This is a genomic window from Planococcus halocryophilus, from assembly GCF_022489025.1.
Lineage (GTDB): Bacteria > Bacillota > Bacilli > Bacillales_A > Planococcaceae > Planococcus > Planococcus halocryophilus_A.
In genome coordinates this window covers 1-18343 of the sequence record NZ_JAKVTG010000021.1, presented here as the reverse complement: position 1 = coordinate 18343, position 18343 = coordinate 1, and the positions used below count along the sequence as shown (strand labels likewise).

Here is an 18343-nt window from a genome sequence, read left to right as displayed (position 1 = left end):
TTTCTCACTCTACAAAGAATTAGCTTTTTTCTTAGCAATTATCTCTTCGTATTCTGCCCAACCAATATAGACAATCCCAATCAATAAAGACAAGAAGCTCATTGTACTCAATGGGTTTCCGATGTAGGAAAGCATAGCTTTAAACAACTCTTCATCCCACGAGACAACATTACTCCCAAATATAGCTGCAGCTATATACTTTGAAGAAAATAACAATGCTGCAATTGCAATAAAACTAATTCCAGTTCCCCTTTTGTTCATTCTAAATACCTCCGCTTCTCCTAATTTTTAGTATATCAATTATTGAGGATGGCAGGTTCGAAGTTTTAATCTCACTATTCTTTTATTTGTTCCAGATTCTGGCCCATAAACTCCGCGTGTCTTTTTGGTGATATACGGTCTCAGTTGGACTTTCTTCCTCCTGTGAGGACGGTTCTGACGCATCTATCTTTGGTTTTTTGGGTGTTGGGTGCAACTAGCGGCTGATGATGTGCCTTTATCTGATCCAATTGATGCTTCATCTCTTCTAAGGCTTCTACAAACAAAGAATCGCGTTTTCGCATCTCTTCTTTTAAACTTCGATTCTCTTCTTCAATGTCTTCCGATTTTTTTCAAGATAACGGCTGTCGCGACGTCGTCATGACGCCGCGACCTCTCTGACGGTGTAAATTCGGCTATTACTTTTGTTTCCTTTAAAGAGAACCCCTTCCGATTCAAAACGAAGGCTGTACTTTCGTAACGTTGAAGTAGAAATATTGAATTTCTTAGAAACTTCACTGGGAGTCATCATCAATCGCTCACCACCTCTTTTATTTTCATGTTATAAAAGTTCCGTTATGCTTGCATCTCTTTTTCAAAATTGAATTCGTAGAAATGAAGAAATAGTTTAAGTACAGGAATTTTAGAATTGGAAGATTGAATATTCCATTTTTTATATTATTGATTGGTTTATTTTGGTATATTAATAAACGAACCCAGTACAATTTTTATTAATTCTTAGGAGGAAGATGAATGAAAAAATGTATTTCATTAATAATTTTACTATTTATTTTGAGTGGTTGTGGAAATGATAGTGATCGGTATAATTTTTCGGGCAGCAGTGAGAATTGGGATGTATTTTATGTTGTAAATGTTTCCAATGGTAATGCACAGGAAAAGACTGGCACTATTAAATTTACCGGTGAGGGAGAGGGTCCAGAAATCATAGATTACAAAATCGAAACTAATTCTGGAGGTTCAGAAGCCACTGGAATAACTTTAGATGACAAAGTCGCAAATCTTGGAAATAATATGTGTGAGGGTTGTGCTGTTGTTCAAGGAGATGAAGAAATAGAGGTAGAAGTTACATGGAACGGACAAACAGAAAAGTTAACATTAATTAATAAGAAGTAAAATTAAATGTTAAGTAAAACAGGGAAAAATATAAGGACTTTTTAAATATAATTAGACAAGTCTACATATCATAGGTTATCAAAAGCTAGCTGAAGAGAAAGAAGATGCCGAGTTACTAGCATCTTCTTTCTCCTTTTCTTATGGAACTTCCGATAATTCGAGATATGTAAACTCAATCCACTATTCACTTAATTAGTTGGTCAATAAATGGGGTTATGTAACTACGGTATTCCTCCGTCAATCCAACAGGTAATGAATCCAACTTAAAGAACTGCATTTCAACAGATTCGGATTCATCTACTTGAATTTTTCCTTTTACATCATTCGATAAAAAAACGGCTGTCACCGAATAAAATTCATCTCCGTTAGCCACTTTAAAAAAATAGTCGGGTCCTGAAAAAACTCCTAGCAGTCTTAAATCACCAATATCTAATCCAGTCTCTTCTTTTACTTCTCTTCTTGCTGTGTCTTCTAAACTTTCATCTAACTCCATTAATCCGCCAGGCAAGCCCCAACCACCATCATTTCGATGCTGCAGAAGCAACTCATTCTTTTGATTTATAACTAAGACAACCGAGCCCGACAAAATCAATGGTCTATGACCAACGAGTGCCCTTAGGTCTTTTACATAATCCATAAATATGCCCTCTCTTTCCTTTATGATAAAATAACCGAAAAGATAAAATAATTTTCAAGAGGTGCAAAATGAAATATCTCTTTTTGTCCATTTTTGTAGTCGTCATTATTTGGCCAGTATTGGGTCTAGTAACAGGAGACATAGATTTTGGTGGAATGGGTATCATGATTGTCGGAATATCATTAGGTTTCATCGTGAGAAAAGTAACTGAACCAGAACCCGATTCTGAATAAAAGAAACGAAAATACTCACTCCGTATATGGAGTTTTTTTATGGATTTTGAAAGTAACTTAATTAGGATTATGTCACTTTTAGTTTTCCCTTTATTCGGTAATAATTATTAGCTGTGTTATTCTGAATTTAAATTACTACTTCCCTTTGAAGGAGTTTTCTTATGAAAATTAATCGTCCTTTTTTCTACTTGCTATTGTTCATAGGAGGATTTGCTATTTTAGTTGGTTTCGATTATAGCAAATCAGGTTCATTTGATTGGTTTGACAATTTTATGCAGGCTGCATTCATTACTGTTTTCTATGCTTTCTTTATGAACAAATCCTTAAAAAAAGCGTCTGATACAAAAGCCTCTTGATCTTAAGATTGAACGGAAAATAAATATGTAACTTTAATCGCTTAGATGTGTTTTATCAATCATAAGGGGGGATTTCTTTGAAAAAATGGTCTCTGTTATTTATATTTGTAGTTTTTACTTTGTCTTTTATTGGCGGGTGTTCTTCAGAAAACATTGAGAAAGTAGATGTTTTCGAAATGGAAAGCTTTTCGGTAATCAAAAATGATGCATTAACTTCATACACAGACTCTAAGGTGGTTAGTGACTTCGTAAAAGCATTTAAAAAAGCTAAAAAAGAACCAGGGACAGTTGATATGATGGACCCTCGCTATAAAGTTGAAATCGGGGAAGAATCATATTATCTCTGGATCAGTAAAGAACAGGGAACGATAATGAATTTAGATGATACGCATACCATCTATACCCTTTCACAAAGTTCGGCCAAAAAAATTTACGAGCTATTAAATTAACAGGTAATTCAGTACAGTGAAATCAAAGGTCTGAATGTAACTTAATTGCTATTATGTTACATTCAAAAATCGTTTTTTGTTAATTTAAGATTATTTCTTCTACCCAAGAGATAGCTTATTGAACACAGTAAAGCAAAGATTGGAATAAATACGAAAGTGAATTCGGGTATTGGAAATCTAGAGGTTAGCCCATAGAAAGGACTAATTAAAAAAATTGAAGCAAGAATGAAATAATTATTTGAAAATGCCTCAACAGTGGTAGCAAGTAAGTATATGAGAAGCAGTATGCCCCAGTAAGCAACAACAAATACGATAAAGTGGTTGAGAAGCTTTTTTCCCAAAAAATAACTAAGTAAAATCCATAAAAGGATATAGCACAGGGTATTTAGTAATCCCATAAATCCTGCAGGTCCACCCATAATAAAGCCGGAGTAAGTACTAAAGATGATAAAAGGCGTTGAAAAAAATGCAGTCCATAAGGCGTAGATAAAGATACTTTTAAGCATCGACCAAATCTCCTCCTACAAAATTAACTAGTTTAACATTTTGAATGTAACTTAATTCACATTAAGTTACGTTCATAAAAAGACAGTAAACTTTAAAAATACCCTGATATCAACTATTTTATATCCGTCAGTATTAATTTTTCTGTCTGTCCATCCCACATAATTCCCATTTCAAGCTCATCATCTTTTTGAAAAGTTCCGCAACCTTCACAGCCACTACCAATTTCGGCTTTTCCGTCAGTTAACGGTGTTCCTGTTTGCCCCATTTTGGTTAATGTGGTTCCAATTTTATAATTTACTGTTTCTGACATTGGTCCATTTCCCACGTACTTAAGAGTTCCAGTCGCTTCTTGTTCATCTTCGTTAGTAACATCGACCATATAAAAAACTTCCCAATTATCGGTAGTCCCCGAAAATTCATAAATTCCGCCATTACTACAACCAGCTAAGCCAAGTAAAAGAATAATCAATAAAGAAATCTTTTTCATTCCTTTGCCCCCTTATAAAGTCATTTTCGAATGTAACTTAAGTGCACTTAAGTTACATTCGTATCACTGAAGCAACTGCTGTTTTGGCGTTAATACTCTTCCTTCATTAATCGAGATGAGGAGATTACACATCTTCCACATATAAGCCGTCGATCTTTCTAAGTTCCTCGATAATGTCCTCCGTCAGGCTTTTGCCAATAAAGTACATATAGTAATCGTAGCCGAAGTGGATCTCAAATTGATTTTTGGCAACAAGTCTCCCCCAGACCTCTTCCCTGAGAATCATCTTGACCAACTCCCTGACCAAGGTAATAGGAATGGTCTTGCCTTCGGACAAGTTTAATGCGGTTTTATGTGAATGATTTTCCAGATCCAGCAGTTTCAGCTGATTGACGCTAGTTTTTTGCATGAGTACTTCAACAGCTTGGATATATTTTTCTTCGGCCACTAGGTATTGCTCCATCGTAAAAATTTGGCCATGATACTTCTTTCCGACATCAGATATACTGGTCCATTCGTCCACTAAGGTGTAACGACCCTTCTCACCCCTGTTTTGAGGATTGTACTTTGTCACACGTATGGATTTCATTCTCGTCCTTCCTCTCACTAAAAATCATTTTCTTTCTTAACTAGACTCCATCGAGGAAAAACTAGTGCTTTACATCTGCTAATCCCTAAATTTTTATTATAGGTTATCACATTATACAGATACTTATTGTTAAATTATTGAATTTTAAACGCATCCTAATAAAGCGTCCCTAAAAGTACAGTTTCACGAACAAAAAAGAGAAAAGATGTGCTGGCTACAGCCTCTTTTCCCCTTTAAAATACACATAGCTTCTATAAGCTCAGATATATAAATTAGTATTATGCAAATTTCACATCAAATGTCAGCGACACTATCATTAAAACAAACTTTTATGCTATTGATTATAAGCCAATATCATTAGCATCATAATAATCAAGTTCATCAATTTCAATTCCTGTTACATTCTTAAAGCTACTTTCAAAATTGTTCGTAATGCTAGTTTCTGTCAAAATATCTAATATCACTTTCTCTCCATATGTATGTATCAAGAACCTGACTGCTATATACGATTGTAAATATATATTGTAATCTAAATTTTCATGGTGCTTTCTCCACTGGTCGGCCGTCGTTATTTCTTCTAAGGGCAAAAGTTCCTGTTCCATGACAGTAATACTATCTTCTTCAGCACCAATGTACTCTGCAAATCCCTCGGTGAACCAGTATGGGACCTCTTCCAGTGATATTCCCAAATCATTGAACTTATGTTCTAACACAAAATGCGTATACTCATGCTTCACTGTGCTCTTGTATGCCCAAATCATGGGTGGGGCACCGTTAGCTAAGGCTTCTCTGTCTTCAGGAAGTATTCCCGTCATATTCATATCAATAGAATGAAAACCACTTGACTGTTCTGATCCAACAATGTTTGCCAAGTCTTCTCGATTTTTTAGTAACACAAGATCAAGAGGTTCATTATAAGAACCGATAAACTTACTATTCAGTTCTATTCCACGGTCTATAGCATTTTGCGTAAGGGGTATTAGACTTTCATCTTGAGTTGTATAATACATAGTTAAATGTTTGTACTCCACTCTCTTGTTATACTCTTTTAGAATCTCTTTCTTCGTATCAGCAGCCACTTTTTCGACTACGAAAGAGAAAATTAAATTGGATGCCGGTTCGTTGTACTTTTGAACAGCGAATCCTAACACGCCTAAAGAAATCAAAAATACGATTGAAATGATTAGTACTCTTTTCCGCATTATATGCCTCCCGTACAAATGATATGGACTCCCTCTACTTCTCTTTCTGTACCTCCAAGTTTATTACTACTAAAATGCTTAGTTAAAAACACCAAATTAAAAGGATCTCATGAGCCTGTAAAAGCAAATCCCATAATATGATCTGTAAAAAGCGCATAACTTTCGTATTGGATCACGTTATCAGGATTCGCAAAAGGAATGATTTTAACATTATCTAAAATTACCATGCCATGAAAGTTAATGATATTCCCTTCGTTGATGATAGGGAATAGTGTATCTTCTGATTCAAGTATCGCACGACTCAACAAAGGTAGCTTTTCCTTATCTGGTTCTTGCAAGTTAAGAGAATCTGCCATAATCATTGCATTAGCGGTAGTAATTTGGACTTTACGTTTTTGCTGAATTTCTTTCTGCAATTCTTCAGCAACCGCTGATGCTAAGACAATAGATAATTTCTTTAAATCGTGAACTTTATTCAATTCGTGCCCTTTTAATGTGAATTCCATTATGAACGCCCCCATTTTTTGAAAATTAAATTTTCAATACAGTTGAACAAGTATATCATTTTAATTAGTAAGGAAGTAACAAGTATTCAATTAATAGGAATTTTAAAACAAAATACCTCTATAATAATTTATATTGAAATCCTCACCTTCTACCAAATCTTTATCCATAAGATTGAGAACCTATGTTACCTATCATATCTTAGCAATTTGATGTCGAATTCCTACACGAAAATATTCAGCGCTCAAAAAAAGAATTGGTTAATTTCGTAAAAGTACACTCACCTAGACACAAAAAAAGAAAAAGCCACAGATAGCTTTTTCTCTTCCCATATTCCGAAATATGTAAATTAAATTTTTGAAAAACAAATCACCATTCTCAACATCATTATAAGGTATGAGTTAGCGCTTAAAATTTTCTTCCAACCACCTTATTAAATCGTCAGTCATTTCTTCAGAAACTGTATGATTGATGTGTTCATATTTCAGAAATTCTATATCGTTTGCTTCAGTTCTGCCTGTCAAACAGGCATAATAGTTTTCCTGACCTTTAATCGAAACGACCGTATCTTCCTCACCATGCATTAATAACATAGGGGAGCAAGCTTTGGTCTTCGTCATTGGGTCGTAAGAAATCAATTTTTCTATTTCTTCGGATGATAATGGAGGACGACTATCGATTTCTCTAAAAATTTTCTCAGATAAAAGAAAAGAGCCAGAACCATTGATGTTGATTAAACCAGCTATCTCTGGATTATTCGCATATATCCCATTTGCAATAAAACCGCCCATGGAAACTCCTAAAAGAATACTATCTTTTTTAAGGATTTCTAATTCAGCAAAAAGACAATTAGCTTCATCTATACTGAAAAAAATAGTTTGCCAGAAGTATTCCTGAGTGATTTCTTCGCTAAAATGATTTTCTAGTTTATTTCTGCTGTCATGAAAAATAATTTCTGGAACTACCACCTGAAATCCTTGTAAGGAAAGGGACTCTGCAAACTTATCATATTTTTTTATACTGGATCCCCAACCATGGAATATTACAATGGTTTTTCCGGTGCTTAGTTTTTTTGGTGCATACATATGATTTACAAAAGAAAATTTTTCGGTTTTGCTCATTAAAGTCTATTCGCTCCTTTTTACTAGAATTCATTAAGCTCTACCAGTACTTCCAAACAAACGATTACTTAAATCTTCCCATTACTACAGTATTGTGGAACTTTCCATCCACAAATAGTTTATCGTTTTCTAGAAGGCCTTCCATTTTAAAACCAACATTCTCATATAGAGCGATTGCCGATTTATTTGATTCGAGTACATTTAACGTCATTTTTCTAATTCCATTAGAATCACACCATCCAACAGATTCTGTTAAAAGATTTTTGCCGATACCATATCCCCAATAGTCTTTTAATACTCCCACACCAAATTCTACTTTATGAGAAAATCGTTTTAATGAGTTTCCTTCACATCTTGAAAACCCAACAATTTGGTCCGCTACGACAGCCACTAGAAAAAGATTCTTTTCATTTATCGTATCTGTCTAAATTAATTCCTCAAATCCAGGTGTATCAATAAACGCTTCACCTTGTTCTCTATCCAAGTGTGAAGTCTCTCCATCAATTTGCCACCTGACTTCTGATAAATTCTGGGCATCTGTAACGACTGCAGCTCTTATTGTATAAGTTGTGCCTTTGACGCTGAATTCTTGATGTGTCATCTTCACTCCTCTTTCTCCCTTCGATATGTTAACTCAACAGATTAATACCGTAATTTATCCCACGCAAAATTGTTTGCTACTATTTAGTCATTTTCATTCTGAAGGCATCATCGAGTATAAATTCCAGGTTTTCACTTCGCTTGTCGATATAAAAACGCCAAAACTTTTCTCCCATTTCACTCAATTGCACGGAAGTGTATGTCTCCTCTTCAAACTTCCCCCAACAACCGTCTTCCGTTAATTTATCCCAATAGATATAATCTGCAAATTTTTTATTCGCTCTTGGTATATCTGATCCCATCGATTTTAATTCAACCAATTCAGGACAAAGCCACATTGCTGTACACACAGACAACAAACCTGCATGCATCTCATCTAACCCTTGTAATCCAGCGTGCTGCAAAGCATCTTCCCATGCCAAATGGCGATGGGTAGTAATTAAAATCAAATCAGGGTATTTGAAGTTTATTTGTTTAACAAATGCCGATTCCCAGTATGCTCCTCCGTGCCCGTTACACAGAACAAATTTAGTAAATCCTTGTTTTGTCAAATTCACAATGATTTCTTCTAGCATTGCAGTCAATACAGTTGGACTAACGGTAATAGTCCCCTTACAGTTTGCATGTTCTTCCGATGTATTGAAAGGAAGAGTCGGGAGTACATAGGCATGCAATACTTCTCCAAATGCATCCGCATATTTTTCAGCAATTAACGTGTCCAAATGCATCGGAAGATACGGACCAAATTGTTCTGTCGCCCCTACAGATATAATCGCAGTTTCCGTTCCGCTTGCTTCAATTTCTGCAGTAGAATTCGTGTAATTCAGCGTACTCTTCTTATTATTAAACATTGTCATTTCCCTTTCTACTTAAACTCTCTAGATTTCGAATTTTCTAACTTGTAATAATAGTATCATTATATCCCTTATTACATTTTGTGATTTTTATGGATTCACTGAGAACCTTTGGATTCATCAAAAGCGTTCGTAAAAATGCACTTTCGCAAACAAAAAGAGACTCCTGTTTGAGCCTCTTCTTCCGATAATGGATCATATATTAACTGCATAATAAGACTAATCTTTAATATTGTAATTTCTCTTTATATATATTTTCTGCAAGACAATATTCTGATTTAATTGAATTTATAATTCGAATATTATAAAATTAATTTACCAGAAAAATCTAGGAGGGATCCTGATGAAAATGTTAAATTCAGTCTCACCGATCGAAACCATTCAGTTGAAAGCCGAACAATCGCCAGTTTGGGAATTGATTCTAGGAATCGCAGGTTATACACACAAACAGCTACGGCACACGTTTGAAATGGATGAAGAATGGACAACCGAACAAGGTGCAATGCCCTCTTCACTAGTTCAGCTGTTAGAAGAAATTGAAGAAACGAATCTCTGGTACGGTATGATTTTGCTACAGAACCAGCTTGGTGCAACTTCAGTTGAAGAATTTTCGAACTTTCTTACCACTGCTCCAACGACTGATTTTTACGAATGGCTACTTCCCTACCACAACCGCCAATTTGAGCCGCTACGAATAGAAGCAGCCCGAGAACCTGACCAAGCGGAACTATGGGAAAGGTATGCCAGTTTTTTTAAAGAACATGATTATTTAGAAGGTTATGTTCATCAGCTTCACCGGTTTTCCCCTTTAGAAATAAGTAGTCTAATGACTCGTGTCTTAACCGAATGGGAAAAATGGGTGTCAAAGAAACAGGAATGGGAGAAATGGTTACAGGCACTTGCCTTTGAACAGAAACAGCATCGCCAACTGGATGCACTGAGTTCGGTAGCTGAAATCGAGCGGGTAACTGGCGGAGTCGAGTACCTGCCGGAACCAGCGGTTTGGTCGGTCAAACTGATTCCACAAGTTTCCTATCGTCCCTGGGTGTTAACGATTCGCACTGTAGACACCAAACTCTTCTTTTATCCAGTTAAAGAAGAACATCTGCTCGAACCGGGCATTCCCTCAAAAGAACTGATTCGCGGCCATAAAGCTTTAGGGGATGAACTACGATTAAAGCTATTGTTTAAACTTCAGAAAAATCCTTTGTCGCTTCAAGAGTTGAGTAGTCAATTCAATACGTCAAAAACAACCCTTCACCATCAACTATCCTTATTGAAAGCAGCTAAATTTATTCGGGTAGAGAAAGGAATCTATTCGATAAACCTTGAAAAACTAGAAGAGTTCTCCAACCAATTGACACGTTACATGAAAACTGAACTATGAAGAAGTATTCCAAGTCCTTTAAATCGTTATGGATAGGTGAAATCGTCTCCGAATTTGGCGGTGCTGCCGGTGCCATTATCAATGGGTTGCTGCTATACGAACTGACCGGTTCACGGGAGTGGATGGGTATCCTTTGGCTTGTATACTTTATACCTTCTTTGGTGTTGCAAGGTATTAGTTCACCTTTTCTTAATCATGTGATCAAAGAGAAAATGTTGAAAAATATACAGCTAATCAGAGGCGCTGCCTATCTACTGCCTTTAGTGGGATTCTGGATGGGAACGGAAACAGGAATCGTCATCGGTTTGGGGGTACTACAACTTATTTTAGGCTTACTTCAGCCTATCTTTGCCAGTCTTTCGTTTTCCTTGCTACCAGAAATTTGTAACGACGAAGAATTGGCTGAGGCTAACGGCTTGATGGATGGAACACTACGGCTGATGGGATTTCTAGCGCCAGGAGTGATATCACTCTTATTGTTGCTAGTACCAATGCAGTGGATTTATAGCATCTCGGCACTCTTGTTCTTCATTAGTTTCCTGGCACTTTCACGCATCCCGCAATCCAGTAAACAAAAAACAGCAGTTTGGACCAAGAAGTTCTGGTGGTCCGAGACGAAGGTAGGCTACCGGAGTTTTTTCAGTTACCCGCAACTCCTACGACTAACGCTCCTGTCTTCAACTGTTCAGTTTGCAGTTGGAGCAACGCTCGTTTTGAGTGTCCCCTTCATTCGCGGAGAACTGGGAGGTGAAACGTGGGAATACGGCATCTTCAAAGGGGCCTTTCCCATTGGATATGTGCTAGGAATGATCCTTCTAACCAAATTGCCGAAAAATCCTCAAACGATGTACATCGGTTTGATTGGAGGTGGCTCTTCCTTTTTACTGCTGTACTTTGTCCACTCAGTTCCTTTCGCTTGGATATGTGAACTAATGGGCGGTATCTTATTCCCACTGTTCAATGCCCAAAGTTCCGCCATTTTTCAACGGGAAGCTCCGAGAGACCGGCTCGCGCAATTGAGTGCCGTCCGGCTGCTGTTTCTCCGAATCACCATGCCTCTAGGAATACTGTTCGCCTCGTTACCTTTTTTAGATTTGAATATTCGCCATGTCTATCTCGGAATCGGGTCAATTATTATATTGCCGGGCCTGTATTACCTGATTGTTTCTCTAAAGCTCAAGAAAACTTTGATACCCTCTAAAGAAAAACTTTGAGGATATTGAGAGCACCCTATTTTTATAACTTTTCCTTCAAAAAACTAACCAATTAAAAGAAGCAAAAACAGCACTGGACTGTTTTTGCTTCTTAAATTTCTGTATTTAACTTCCGATGAGTTTTGATATGTAAACCTATGTTATTAGGCATATTGACTGCAGGTACTGATTAAAAATTTTCTCTTTATATGAAAAGGGAATTTACAGTTTTTTTTAGACAGAGCTGATTTTCAAAACAGTAAAATGTCAATATACTAAAATTGTAGAAACTGTTCATATCCTTCTGCAAAAAAATTAAATTTGCCTTCTTCGATGTATTCGGGAAGCATAAAAGTCAAAAAGTATTCTTCATTATATTTATAGGTGATTTTAAAAAGCCAATTTTCTTCAACTTTTTCATTATTTTTGTAGACAGTCATACGATGCTTTGATATTATTTCGAGATCACCTACGTAATCAGCTTGCAATTCATCTTTAGCTTGGATTTGATTGATAGCCTGCCCATCATCATCCATTAATTCCAAACCCTCCTCTATAATCACATATTGGTCTGCATACTCCTTACCTTTTTCTAAATACTGCTCCACGATGTAAATGCTGTCTTTATTGTAAAAACAATAGTTCCTTGGAGTTAGTAGATAGGATCCCTCAACCTCACCGAATTTCTTAAGATCTTTCGCGCTTACCATTTCTTCAACATTGTTTTTACTAGGAGTGGGTTCATAATAAAACACGAACAGGAATATGAGGTAACCTGTAGTAACTAAAGCAATTAGTGAAGAAAAGAAAATAAATAATCTCTTTTTCATAGCATCTCTCCTTTAAAGCTTCGTATTTCAGCACCTCTTCTTCTTCCCAACATACCATATAAACCCATTAAAAAAACAGAAATTTCTCATAACAAATTCTAGTCTTTCTTATTTGCCATATATTTATTAAACGCTCTTAAAAGTACATGTTTACGAACAAAAAATGAATTTCAGTACTCAAAAAGACCAACCATAATGATTGGTCTTACTTTCTTTACCCTATAAAAGTAATGGCATCGATAATAGCCTTGCATTCTTCAATCAACTCTTGATCGGCCTCGTCTGTTAATCTTGCAGCTCTGGCCAATGGATCAATTGTCTTTATCTTTTCACACAATACATATCCAGTTGTCTGATTGCTTGCTACGTTGTTCTTGTTATTCTTGGTTCTTCCATTTACCGGTACATGAGTTGGATAGCCTTTATTCTTATTGGTGATTGGCAAGACCCAAATCAAGTCGGTCTCTTTATGTACATTTTCTTCTGAAACTACGATGGCTGGACGATAACCTTGCTGTTCGTGCCCTTTTGCCGGCGACATATCGACTTTTATAATATCCCCCACTTTAAAAAATCTTGTCATCACTACTCCTCCAATTAAATAGTGCCTGTACTTTTCCATTGAGGATTAAGTACAGGCAAACGATTTTTGAGCCTATTAATTGCTTACCAATCTTCTTTTCCGACTGGTTCTACTTCATCCCAAAGTGCTTCAGGCTCAGGTTTTTCACCATTATAACCATCAAATAACTTTTGAAACGGAGTTAACTGGCTTTTTCGAACTAATGAAATTCGATTTGGTTCAATCTCTACATCAAATACAGCATCATCAGTTGCATTGAATCCGGCCTCTTCAAGGATATCTTTTGTAAGCCGAACTGCCTTACTGTTACCCCAATTCTGAAGTTTAGCCTCTCGGCGACTAACTTTCTGCTTGATTTGTGGCATGTGAATCAACTCCTTAGAGTGCTATTTATACACTAAGTATATACAATGTATCTACATTCAACAAGCAATAGCTCCTTTAAGATTCTTTCTATAATGGAACTCGATTAAAAATAGTCACCCTTCGCAACAGGCTTTATTAATTAATCTAGCTGTTTATTTTACTTATGATAATCCGGATTATGTAAACTAATTCGGATTATTTTCACCATGTAATTCAAAAAGTTCTCCGGATTCATATAATTCAAGAGCTGTTTCTGCTTCAAAGCTAGTCAATTTAATATCCATATCTGCTACTTTTTCCAGTATCTTAATGGCATCGTTTCTTCGATAGTTTAATACAATTGCATAAACACTACATGCATATAAAACAAAGGGATTTTCGTTATGGAATAGTTCATCAAAGACTTCCTTTGCTAGTTTCGGATGTTGCTTTAAATGATCTCGGATAGAAAGATGTATTTCGTGAGACTTATTCCCTTTTTTATAATCGCCAGAGAGTTGAGTTTTTTCCATGATCAGTGCGTGTTTGATAAACTCTTCTGCCAATAGATTTCCTTTAGTCATTTGACTCCTCCCAGATTAATACGATTTCGTATTTATATTCGATAGGTAACTTTTTTGAATTTATGAAATCATAACATTCTTGAAGAAAGTTTATGCTTTTAATTCTCTTCTGACTTTAAACTGAATAGATTTAAAAATAGCAACAAAAACAAAATCAAAAGTTTGCCAGCAAAAGAAACCTAGAGTTGTAGTGTGAAGCTAGCATGCGATCTCTTTGTCTATTTTTCTTTAAATTTGTTGGAAATGTTCTAAGACCAGTATCTTTCTAGTAAAAAGGCAAGGAACTAATACATAAACTTCTCGCCTTCCGATTCGATTTTGTGGCTTTTCTTTAAAAATCAGCTCACATGTTCTATATGAAAGAGCCTATCCAATTTCTTCAAGGAACTCATCGAATGGAGGAAGTTTTTTCTTCAATTTCCGGTTTGGCAGAAGAATCTCTTGCCGGAATTTTTCGAATAGGGTGGAGTCTATTTCCGGGAATTCCTTATCCAGTCCCAATTTACTTCTTTCATCAATTGCGCCTAGAGAATCGATCGTATAGGCTGTCATGATTGGAAACTCTTGCTGAAGATTATTGAAATTGGAATAAAAAGCATTGATATAGCCATTTAGCTCAAAATGAGGTTCAAGTGGATTGTAATCACCAGAATACTTTCGTTCGTGCTGCGGCATAAACGATTGAGCGCTCCCAGTTTCCCAAATACCGACCATGATAGCAAAGGCCGCGACTGCTGCTCGCCGAGTTTCATTATTCGAATCCGTGAAATGAAGGTCATATCGATCAAACTCGAATACCCACGCGCCGTGGAAATAGGTCGGTTCAAAAACTTTCAATACCGCATCAACTTTTTCTATAATCGTTTTCCTATTTTCTGCGATTTCAACTTTATTAGCAATATTGAGATCAAGACTGCCACCCGGATTTTGAATATCCAGATTGCTTCCGACATAACCAATCACTCGTTGATTCAAGAAGATTTCCTGATTCTCGGTGGAATCCAAAAGAGCATGTGTCATCCAACGCATCGCCTCTCCTGGTTTCCCCAAGTCGTACATGATAAACGCATAGAAGACTTTCAGAAGACCAACTTCCCAAAATTGCAGCATCCCTTCCATTAAAATCTTTTCAGATTCTGCAAATTGGCCGAGCTGCCGGTACAATGAGCCGGTTTGAACATAAGCATTTATCGCTTCCTTTTTGGGTAACCCAAGCTTGAGTGCCCGTTGGTATAAAGAAATTGCATCCTCTTCTTGCTTTAAAATATCGCAGCTCCATGCGCACTCATAATGCAGCATTGCATGTTCCGGATGCTGTGAAATGAGTTCATCCAGTAGCCGCTTTGACTCCAAGAGATTCCCATCCCGACGAAGCTCCAAAGCAGCTTTCAGCGATTCTTCCATGCGACTCAATCCCTTCATCGTATCTGAGAACTTCTGTATATTATACACAACTTCCACTGTAATCTTAATTAGTAAAAGTACACGATTACAGACAAAATGGAGATCAGAAAGGCATTGATCAACCTCTCTTCTCTCCATTCTTATATGAATTGCTCCCGATAACTCATGATATGTAAACTGAAATTTTGGTATGGTTTTCTTAGTTTCATTTATACAATATATTTATACTCTCTTTGCAAAATAAAATAATTGATGGTCTCACTTTTTGCGGTTATACGCTATTACTAAAGTGGCGGACATTATCAATTCAACGATAAAAACTAAAAATACAATCCAACTCAAATTTAATTGCAAGTACCCATCTCTACCTATATAAACAGCTAACCCAATGCACCCATTGAACCATGCGTGACTTAAAACAGTGAGAAGTAAGCTCTTAGTGTATTTATAAATGGCTGTGAATGAGAAAGACAAGACTATTCCTAAGAACGCATACAATTCAAAAGGAATAGCACTTTGAGGTGTACCTAATATCAACCATAGCGGTAAGTGCCATATACTCCATATGATTCCCACAATTATGACAGAAGGAAAATAGCTAACTACCCTTTCTAATCGAGATTGCAAAAACCCACGCCAACCTAATTCCTCAAGTCCGCCACCTATTATGAAAAGTGGTAAGTTTAGAAACATATATAGAATCGCAATAGGCTCGTTTATTCCAAATGCAATCCAGATCATAAGAAAACGCCAAGTTATAAAAAATCCAAATATCAGCCATGCTTTTCTGTTTATTTTTTTTCCAAAAACAAACTTAAAAAAAGATGTTTTCCCAAACTCCTTATTGTACTTCCGATAAATAATATAAGAACCAAAGGCGGGCCCTAACCCGCCAATTAACATAGGCAGCCAAAATAATGGTTCTCCATACCAAAGAGCATCAAAATACCTATTCCCTATGATAATAGTTAACCAAGATAACCATGTTATAGAAAAAGTACAAAAAAGAAAAAAGCCAATTTGCCTTAGCGAGTGATTCTCTTTTTTCATATCTTCATCTCACCTTAACTCTCCCTAATATTCTACAGATATTTTTTGTCAACCGATCTTATTATCCATAGTATAACCGATACAGTTGTGTCCATTTTAAAAAATATTAATAACAGTCAGAAAAACTACTTCGTCAATTTCGAAAGCTCAAAATAACTGAAAACATCACCAATACTTTCTATTTCATCTGCTTTTCATTTGTTCTCACTTTCTCTACAGAATACATAGAACATTTTTTGCATAGTATCTTTTAAAAAAAGCACTTTATATCTTCGTAGTCGCATTTGATTCCATCAATAATAAGGGTAGTAAAATTTCGAATTGTGAAAGTTAAGGCGTTCGTAAAAGTACACTTTCTCAAACTAAAGGCAAGGAGTTCATACTTGAACTTCTTGCCTTCCGATAAGCTGCGATATGTAAACCTACATTTTTTGAGATTCAAGTTTTAAAACCTTACAGAACAGCATTCTGAATGTATCATTTTTTCTAATAAAATTAGTTCTGAATGATTTTCTGGTGAAGCCAGTAGAATCAGGGTTGTGAATGTAACTTACTTAGAGTTATGTTACATTCACATTCAATAAAATAAAACCTATTTCATCTGGTTGAAGAATCCAATGAAATAGGTTTTCTGTACGACTAAAACTATTTATTTTGTAAAAAGTGTTTCTAAAATGCCTGGAATGCCGTAAATAGGAGCGTCAGTTTGTTGAAGATAAATACCAAGAGCAACAACTAAAATTATTACTAGAATTGATAAACTCAATTTCACACTTTCTCGTGACACCAGATCCTCGCTCCTTAACTGTACTGTAACCAGAAAACTCATTCGCCAAAGTCATGAATTTAATATTTCAAAACTAGTATTATAATACCACCAGAAATTGGTAAGTAAATATCTCTTTTGAAAATATTTCAATATGGCTAAATCAGTTTAGACTTACAGATTTGAATGTAACTTAATTAGCATTAAGTTACATTCAGATAAAGTCGCAAAATTTTAAAAACCTGATATTCACTTTTTTTCATTCTTCAGTATTAATTTTTCTTGTTGGTCACCCCACCTAATTTCCACTTCAAGCTCATCATCTTCTTGAAAAGTTTCACAACCTTTACAGCTATTACCCATAGTGGCTTTCCCGTCTATTAGTGGTGTGTCTGTTTCTCCCATTTTGGTGAATGTGGTTGCAACTTCATAATCAACTGTTTCTGGCATTATTTGATTTCCAACATATTCAAGAGTTCCTGTAACATCTTGTTCATCATCGTTAGTAACATCTACTACATAAAAAACATCCCAATTTTCGCTAGTCCCTGAAAATTCATAGATTCCACCATTACTACAACCGCCTAAAGACAGTAATAGGATCATCAATAAAGAAAGCTTTTTCATGTCTTTCCCCCCTTTATAAAGTGATTTTGAATGTAACTTAATTCACATTATGTTACATTCAGTTTCTTAGAGTTCAATAAAGTCCGAATACCGGATAGCGAACCTCTTAACTAAAACCTCTTCTAATTCAGCTAGATATCGATCCACTGCTCCCAGTAAAACCTCAGAGGATATTGTATCTTCGTGTTTAAATTCTTGCCAAATTGAAAAGAGATACCACTCAGTTTCGTTTTTTTGGATAAAAGCTAGGATAGGTCCTTCCCTTTCATCGTGCTCCATCGTGACGTGATAAAAGTTGGTTGCACCTCTTGAATCTCTGATTCTCCACTTTTTCAAATTAACTCCCAGTTCAAGCAATGCTAAGGACGGCTCCTGGAAAAAAACTGCTTGGTCAATATTAATTTTCAATTCTCCCTCTACATCAATCAATAATTTTGCGTCTTTCTGTCGAAGCAAACTTTTTTCCAATTTTAAAGACGGGTCCAATTCAAAATTGATAGACAGATTTACCATTCATTCACTTCCTTAATCCATTTCTATTTAGACTTTTTTCTGAATGTAACTTAACTGCACATAAGTTACATTCAAACTAACCTAAATACACGCTTTTTATGTCTTCCCAAAGTTTATCTAGCGGACTGTT

24 protein-coding genes and 1 pseudogene are annotated in these 18343 nt (G+C 35.9%); 6 read left to right on the top strand and 19 right to left on the bottom strand.

The window, feature by feature from the left end:
- Positions 1–9: 9 nt before the first annotated feature.
- Entirely contained in the window at positions 10–261 is a 252-nt protein-coding gene (locus tag MLE13_RS16590) for a hypothetical protein (RefSeq protein WP_240750868.1), read from the bottom strand.
- 750 nt (positions 262–1011) lie between these two features.
- On the opposite strand from MLE13_RS16590, the gene MLE13_RS16585 reads away from it, so the two are divergent.
- Positions 1012–1392: a hypothetical protein gene (locus tag MLE13_RS16585; protein ID WP_240750867.1), complete on the top strand. Its 381-nt coding sequence runs from the start codon at positions 1012–1014 to the stop codon at positions 1390–1392.
- A gap of 184 nt (positions 1393–1576) precedes the next feature.
- On the opposite strand, the gene MLE13_RS16580 is transcribed toward MLE13_RS16585, so the two are convergent.
- The gene (locus MLE13_RS16580) at positions 1577–2029 is read right to left on the bottom strand and encodes an NUDIX hydrolase (protein ID WP_240750866.1); all 453 of its coding nucleotides are present in this window, start codon (positions 2027–2029) and stop codon (positions 1577–1579) included.
- Between the two features lie 68 nt (positions 2030–2097).
- Here MLE13_RS16580 and MLE13_RS16575 point away from each other — a divergent pair, with 68 nt between their 5' ends.
- From MLE13_RS16575 to MLE13_RS16565, 3 genes are all read left to right on the top strand, one after another.
- The gene (locus tag MLE13_RS16575; RefSeq protein WP_240750865.1) at positions 2098–2262 is read left to right on the top strand and encodes a hypothetical protein; all 165 of its coding nucleotides are present in this window, start codon (positions 2098–2100) and stop codon (positions 2260–2262) included.
- Between the two features lie 161 nt (positions 2263–2423).
- Positions 2424–2618: a hypothetical protein gene (locus MLE13_RS16570; protein WP_240750864.1), complete on the top strand. Its 195-nt coding sequence runs from the start codon at positions 2424–2426 to the stop codon at positions 2616–2618.
- Between the two features lie 77 nt (positions 2619–2695).
- Entirely contained in the window at positions 2696–3067 is a 372-nt protein-coding gene (locus MLE13_RS16565) for a hypothetical protein (RefSeq protein ID WP_240750863.1), read from the top strand.
- Positions 3068–3129: 62 nt separating this feature from the next.
- Here the strand turns inward: MLE13_RS16565 and MLE13_RS16560 are convergent, their stop codons facing one another.
- The 8 genes and pseudogenes from MLE13_RS16560 to MLE13_RS16525 all read right to left on the bottom strand — a co-directional run bounded on the left by MLE13_RS16560 (position 3130) and on the right by MLE13_RS16525 (position 8928).
- Positions 3130–3573, bottom strand: a complete 444-nt coding sequence (locus tag MLE13_RS16560) for a hypothetical protein (RefSeq protein WP_240750862.1) — start codon at positions 3571–3573, stop codon at positions 3130–3132.
- A gap of 113 nt (positions 3574–3686) precedes the next feature.
- Complete coding sequence (locus tag MLE13_RS16555; RefSeq protein ID WP_240750861.1) at positions 3687–4061, bottom strand: hypothetical protein; 375 nt, start codon at positions 4059–4061, stop codon at positions 3687–3689.
- Positions 4062–4185: 124 nt separating this feature from the next.
- Entirely contained in the window at positions 4186–4650 is a 465-nt protein-coding gene (locus tag MLE13_RS16550; RefSeq protein WP_240750860.1) for a hypothetical protein, read from the bottom strand.
- A 341-nt stretch (positions 4651–4991) separates the two neighbouring features.
- On the bottom strand, positions 4992–5852 hold the full coding sequence (locus MLE13_RS16545; protein ID WP_240750859.1) for a peptidase MA family metallohydrolase: 861 nt from the start codon (positions 5850–5852) through the stop codon (positions 4992–4994).
- A gap of 107 nt (positions 5853–5959) precedes the next feature.
- Positions 5960–6358, bottom strand: coding sequence for a hypothetical protein (locus MLE13_RS16540; protein ID WP_240750858.1), 399 nt, complete (start codon positions 6356–6358; stop codon positions 5960–5962).
- A gap of 399 nt (positions 6359–6757) precedes the next feature.
- Positions 6758–7477, bottom strand: coding sequence for an alpha/beta hydrolase (locus MLE13_RS16535; RefSeq protein ID WP_240750856.1), 720 nt, complete (start codon positions 7475–7477; stop codon positions 6758–6760).
- Positions 7478–7541: 64 nt separating this feature from the next.
- Positions 7542–8084: pseudogene (locus tag MLE13_RS16530) on the bottom strand (GNAT family N-acetyltransferase).
- A 73-nt stretch (positions 8085–8157) separates the two neighbouring features.
- Complete coding sequence (locus MLE13_RS16525) at positions 8158–8928, bottom strand: creatininase family protein (RefSeq protein ID WP_240750855.1); 771 nt, start codon at positions 8926–8928, stop codon at positions 8158–8160.
- Positions 8929–9274: 346 nt separating this feature from the next.
- On the opposite strand from MLE13_RS16525, the gene MLE13_RS16520 reads away from it, so the two are divergent.
- Both MLE13_RS16520 and MLE13_RS16515 read left to right on the top strand, forming a co-directional pair.
- Positions 9275–10318 carry an ArsR/SmtB family transcription factor gene (locus MLE13_RS16520; protein ID WP_240750854.1) on the top strand — a complete coding sequence of 348 codons (1044 nt, stop codon included), beginning with the start codon at positions 9275–9277 and terminating at the stop codon, positions 10316–10318.
- Positions 10315–11532, top strand: coding sequence for an MFS transporter (locus MLE13_RS16515; protein WP_240750852.1), 1218 nt, complete (start codon positions 10315–10317; stop codon positions 11530–11532). The genes MLE13_RS16520 and MLE13_RS16515 overlap by 4 nt, the downstream gene beginning before the upstream one ends.
- Positions 11533–11786: 254 nt before the next feature.
- On the opposite strand, the gene MLE13_RS16510 is transcribed toward MLE13_RS16515, so the two are convergent.
- From MLE13_RS16510 to MLE13_RS16470, 9 genes are all read right to left on the bottom strand, one after another.
- On the bottom strand, positions 11787–12341 hold the full coding sequence (locus MLE13_RS16510) for a hypothetical protein (protein ID WP_240750850.1): 555 nt from the start codon (positions 12339–12341) through the stop codon (positions 11787–11789).
- A 214-nt stretch (positions 12342–12555) separates the two neighbouring features.
- Positions 12556–12906 (bottom strand): type II toxin-antitoxin system PemK/MazF family toxin, encoded by a 351-nt coding sequence (locus MLE13_RS16505; RefSeq protein WP_240750849.1) that lies wholly within the window; start codon positions 12904–12906, stop codon positions 12556–12558.
- 101 nt (positions 12907–13007) lie between these two features.
- Positions 13008–13289: an AbrB/MazE/SpoVT family DNA-binding domain-containing protein gene (locus tag MLE13_RS16500; RefSeq protein WP_240750848.1), complete on the bottom strand. Its 282-nt coding sequence runs from the start codon at positions 13287–13289 to the stop codon at positions 13008–13010.
- A gap of 186 nt (positions 13290–13475) precedes the next feature.
- Positions 13476–13853, bottom strand: a complete 378-nt coding sequence (locus MLE13_RS16495; protein ID WP_240750847.1) for a hypothetical protein — start codon at positions 13851–13853, stop codon at positions 13476–13478.
- 366 nt (positions 13854–14219) lie between these two features.
- Positions 14220–15257: a tetratricopeptide repeat protein gene (locus tag MLE13_RS16490; RefSeq protein ID WP_240750845.1), complete on the bottom strand. Its 1038-nt coding sequence runs from the start codon at positions 15255–15257 to the stop codon at positions 14220–14222.
- Between the two features lie 258 nt (positions 15258–15515).
- A complete protein-coding gene (locus MLE13_RS16485) occupies positions 15516–16307 on the bottom strand; it encodes a CPBP family intramembrane glutamic endopeptidase (protein WP_240750844.1) in 792 nt (263 codons plus the stop codon).
- A gap of 649 nt (positions 16308–16956) precedes the next feature.
- The gene (locus MLE13_RS16480) at positions 16957–17094 is read right to left on the bottom strand and encodes a hypothetical protein (RefSeq protein WP_240750843.1); all 138 of its coding nucleotides are present in this window, start codon (positions 17092–17094) and stop codon (positions 16957–16959) included.
- A 228-nt stretch (positions 17095–17322) separates the two neighbouring features.
- A complete protein-coding gene (locus MLE13_RS16475; RefSeq protein WP_240750842.1) occupies positions 17323–17700 on the bottom strand; it encodes a hypothetical protein in 378 nt (125 codons plus the stop codon).
- 66 nt (positions 17701–17766) lie between these two features.
- Positions 17767–18213: a hypothetical protein gene (locus MLE13_RS16470; RefSeq protein WP_240750841.1), complete on the bottom strand. Its 447-nt coding sequence runs from the start codon at positions 18211–18213 to the stop codon at positions 17767–17769.
- Positions 18214–18343 lie beyond the last annotated feature (130 nt).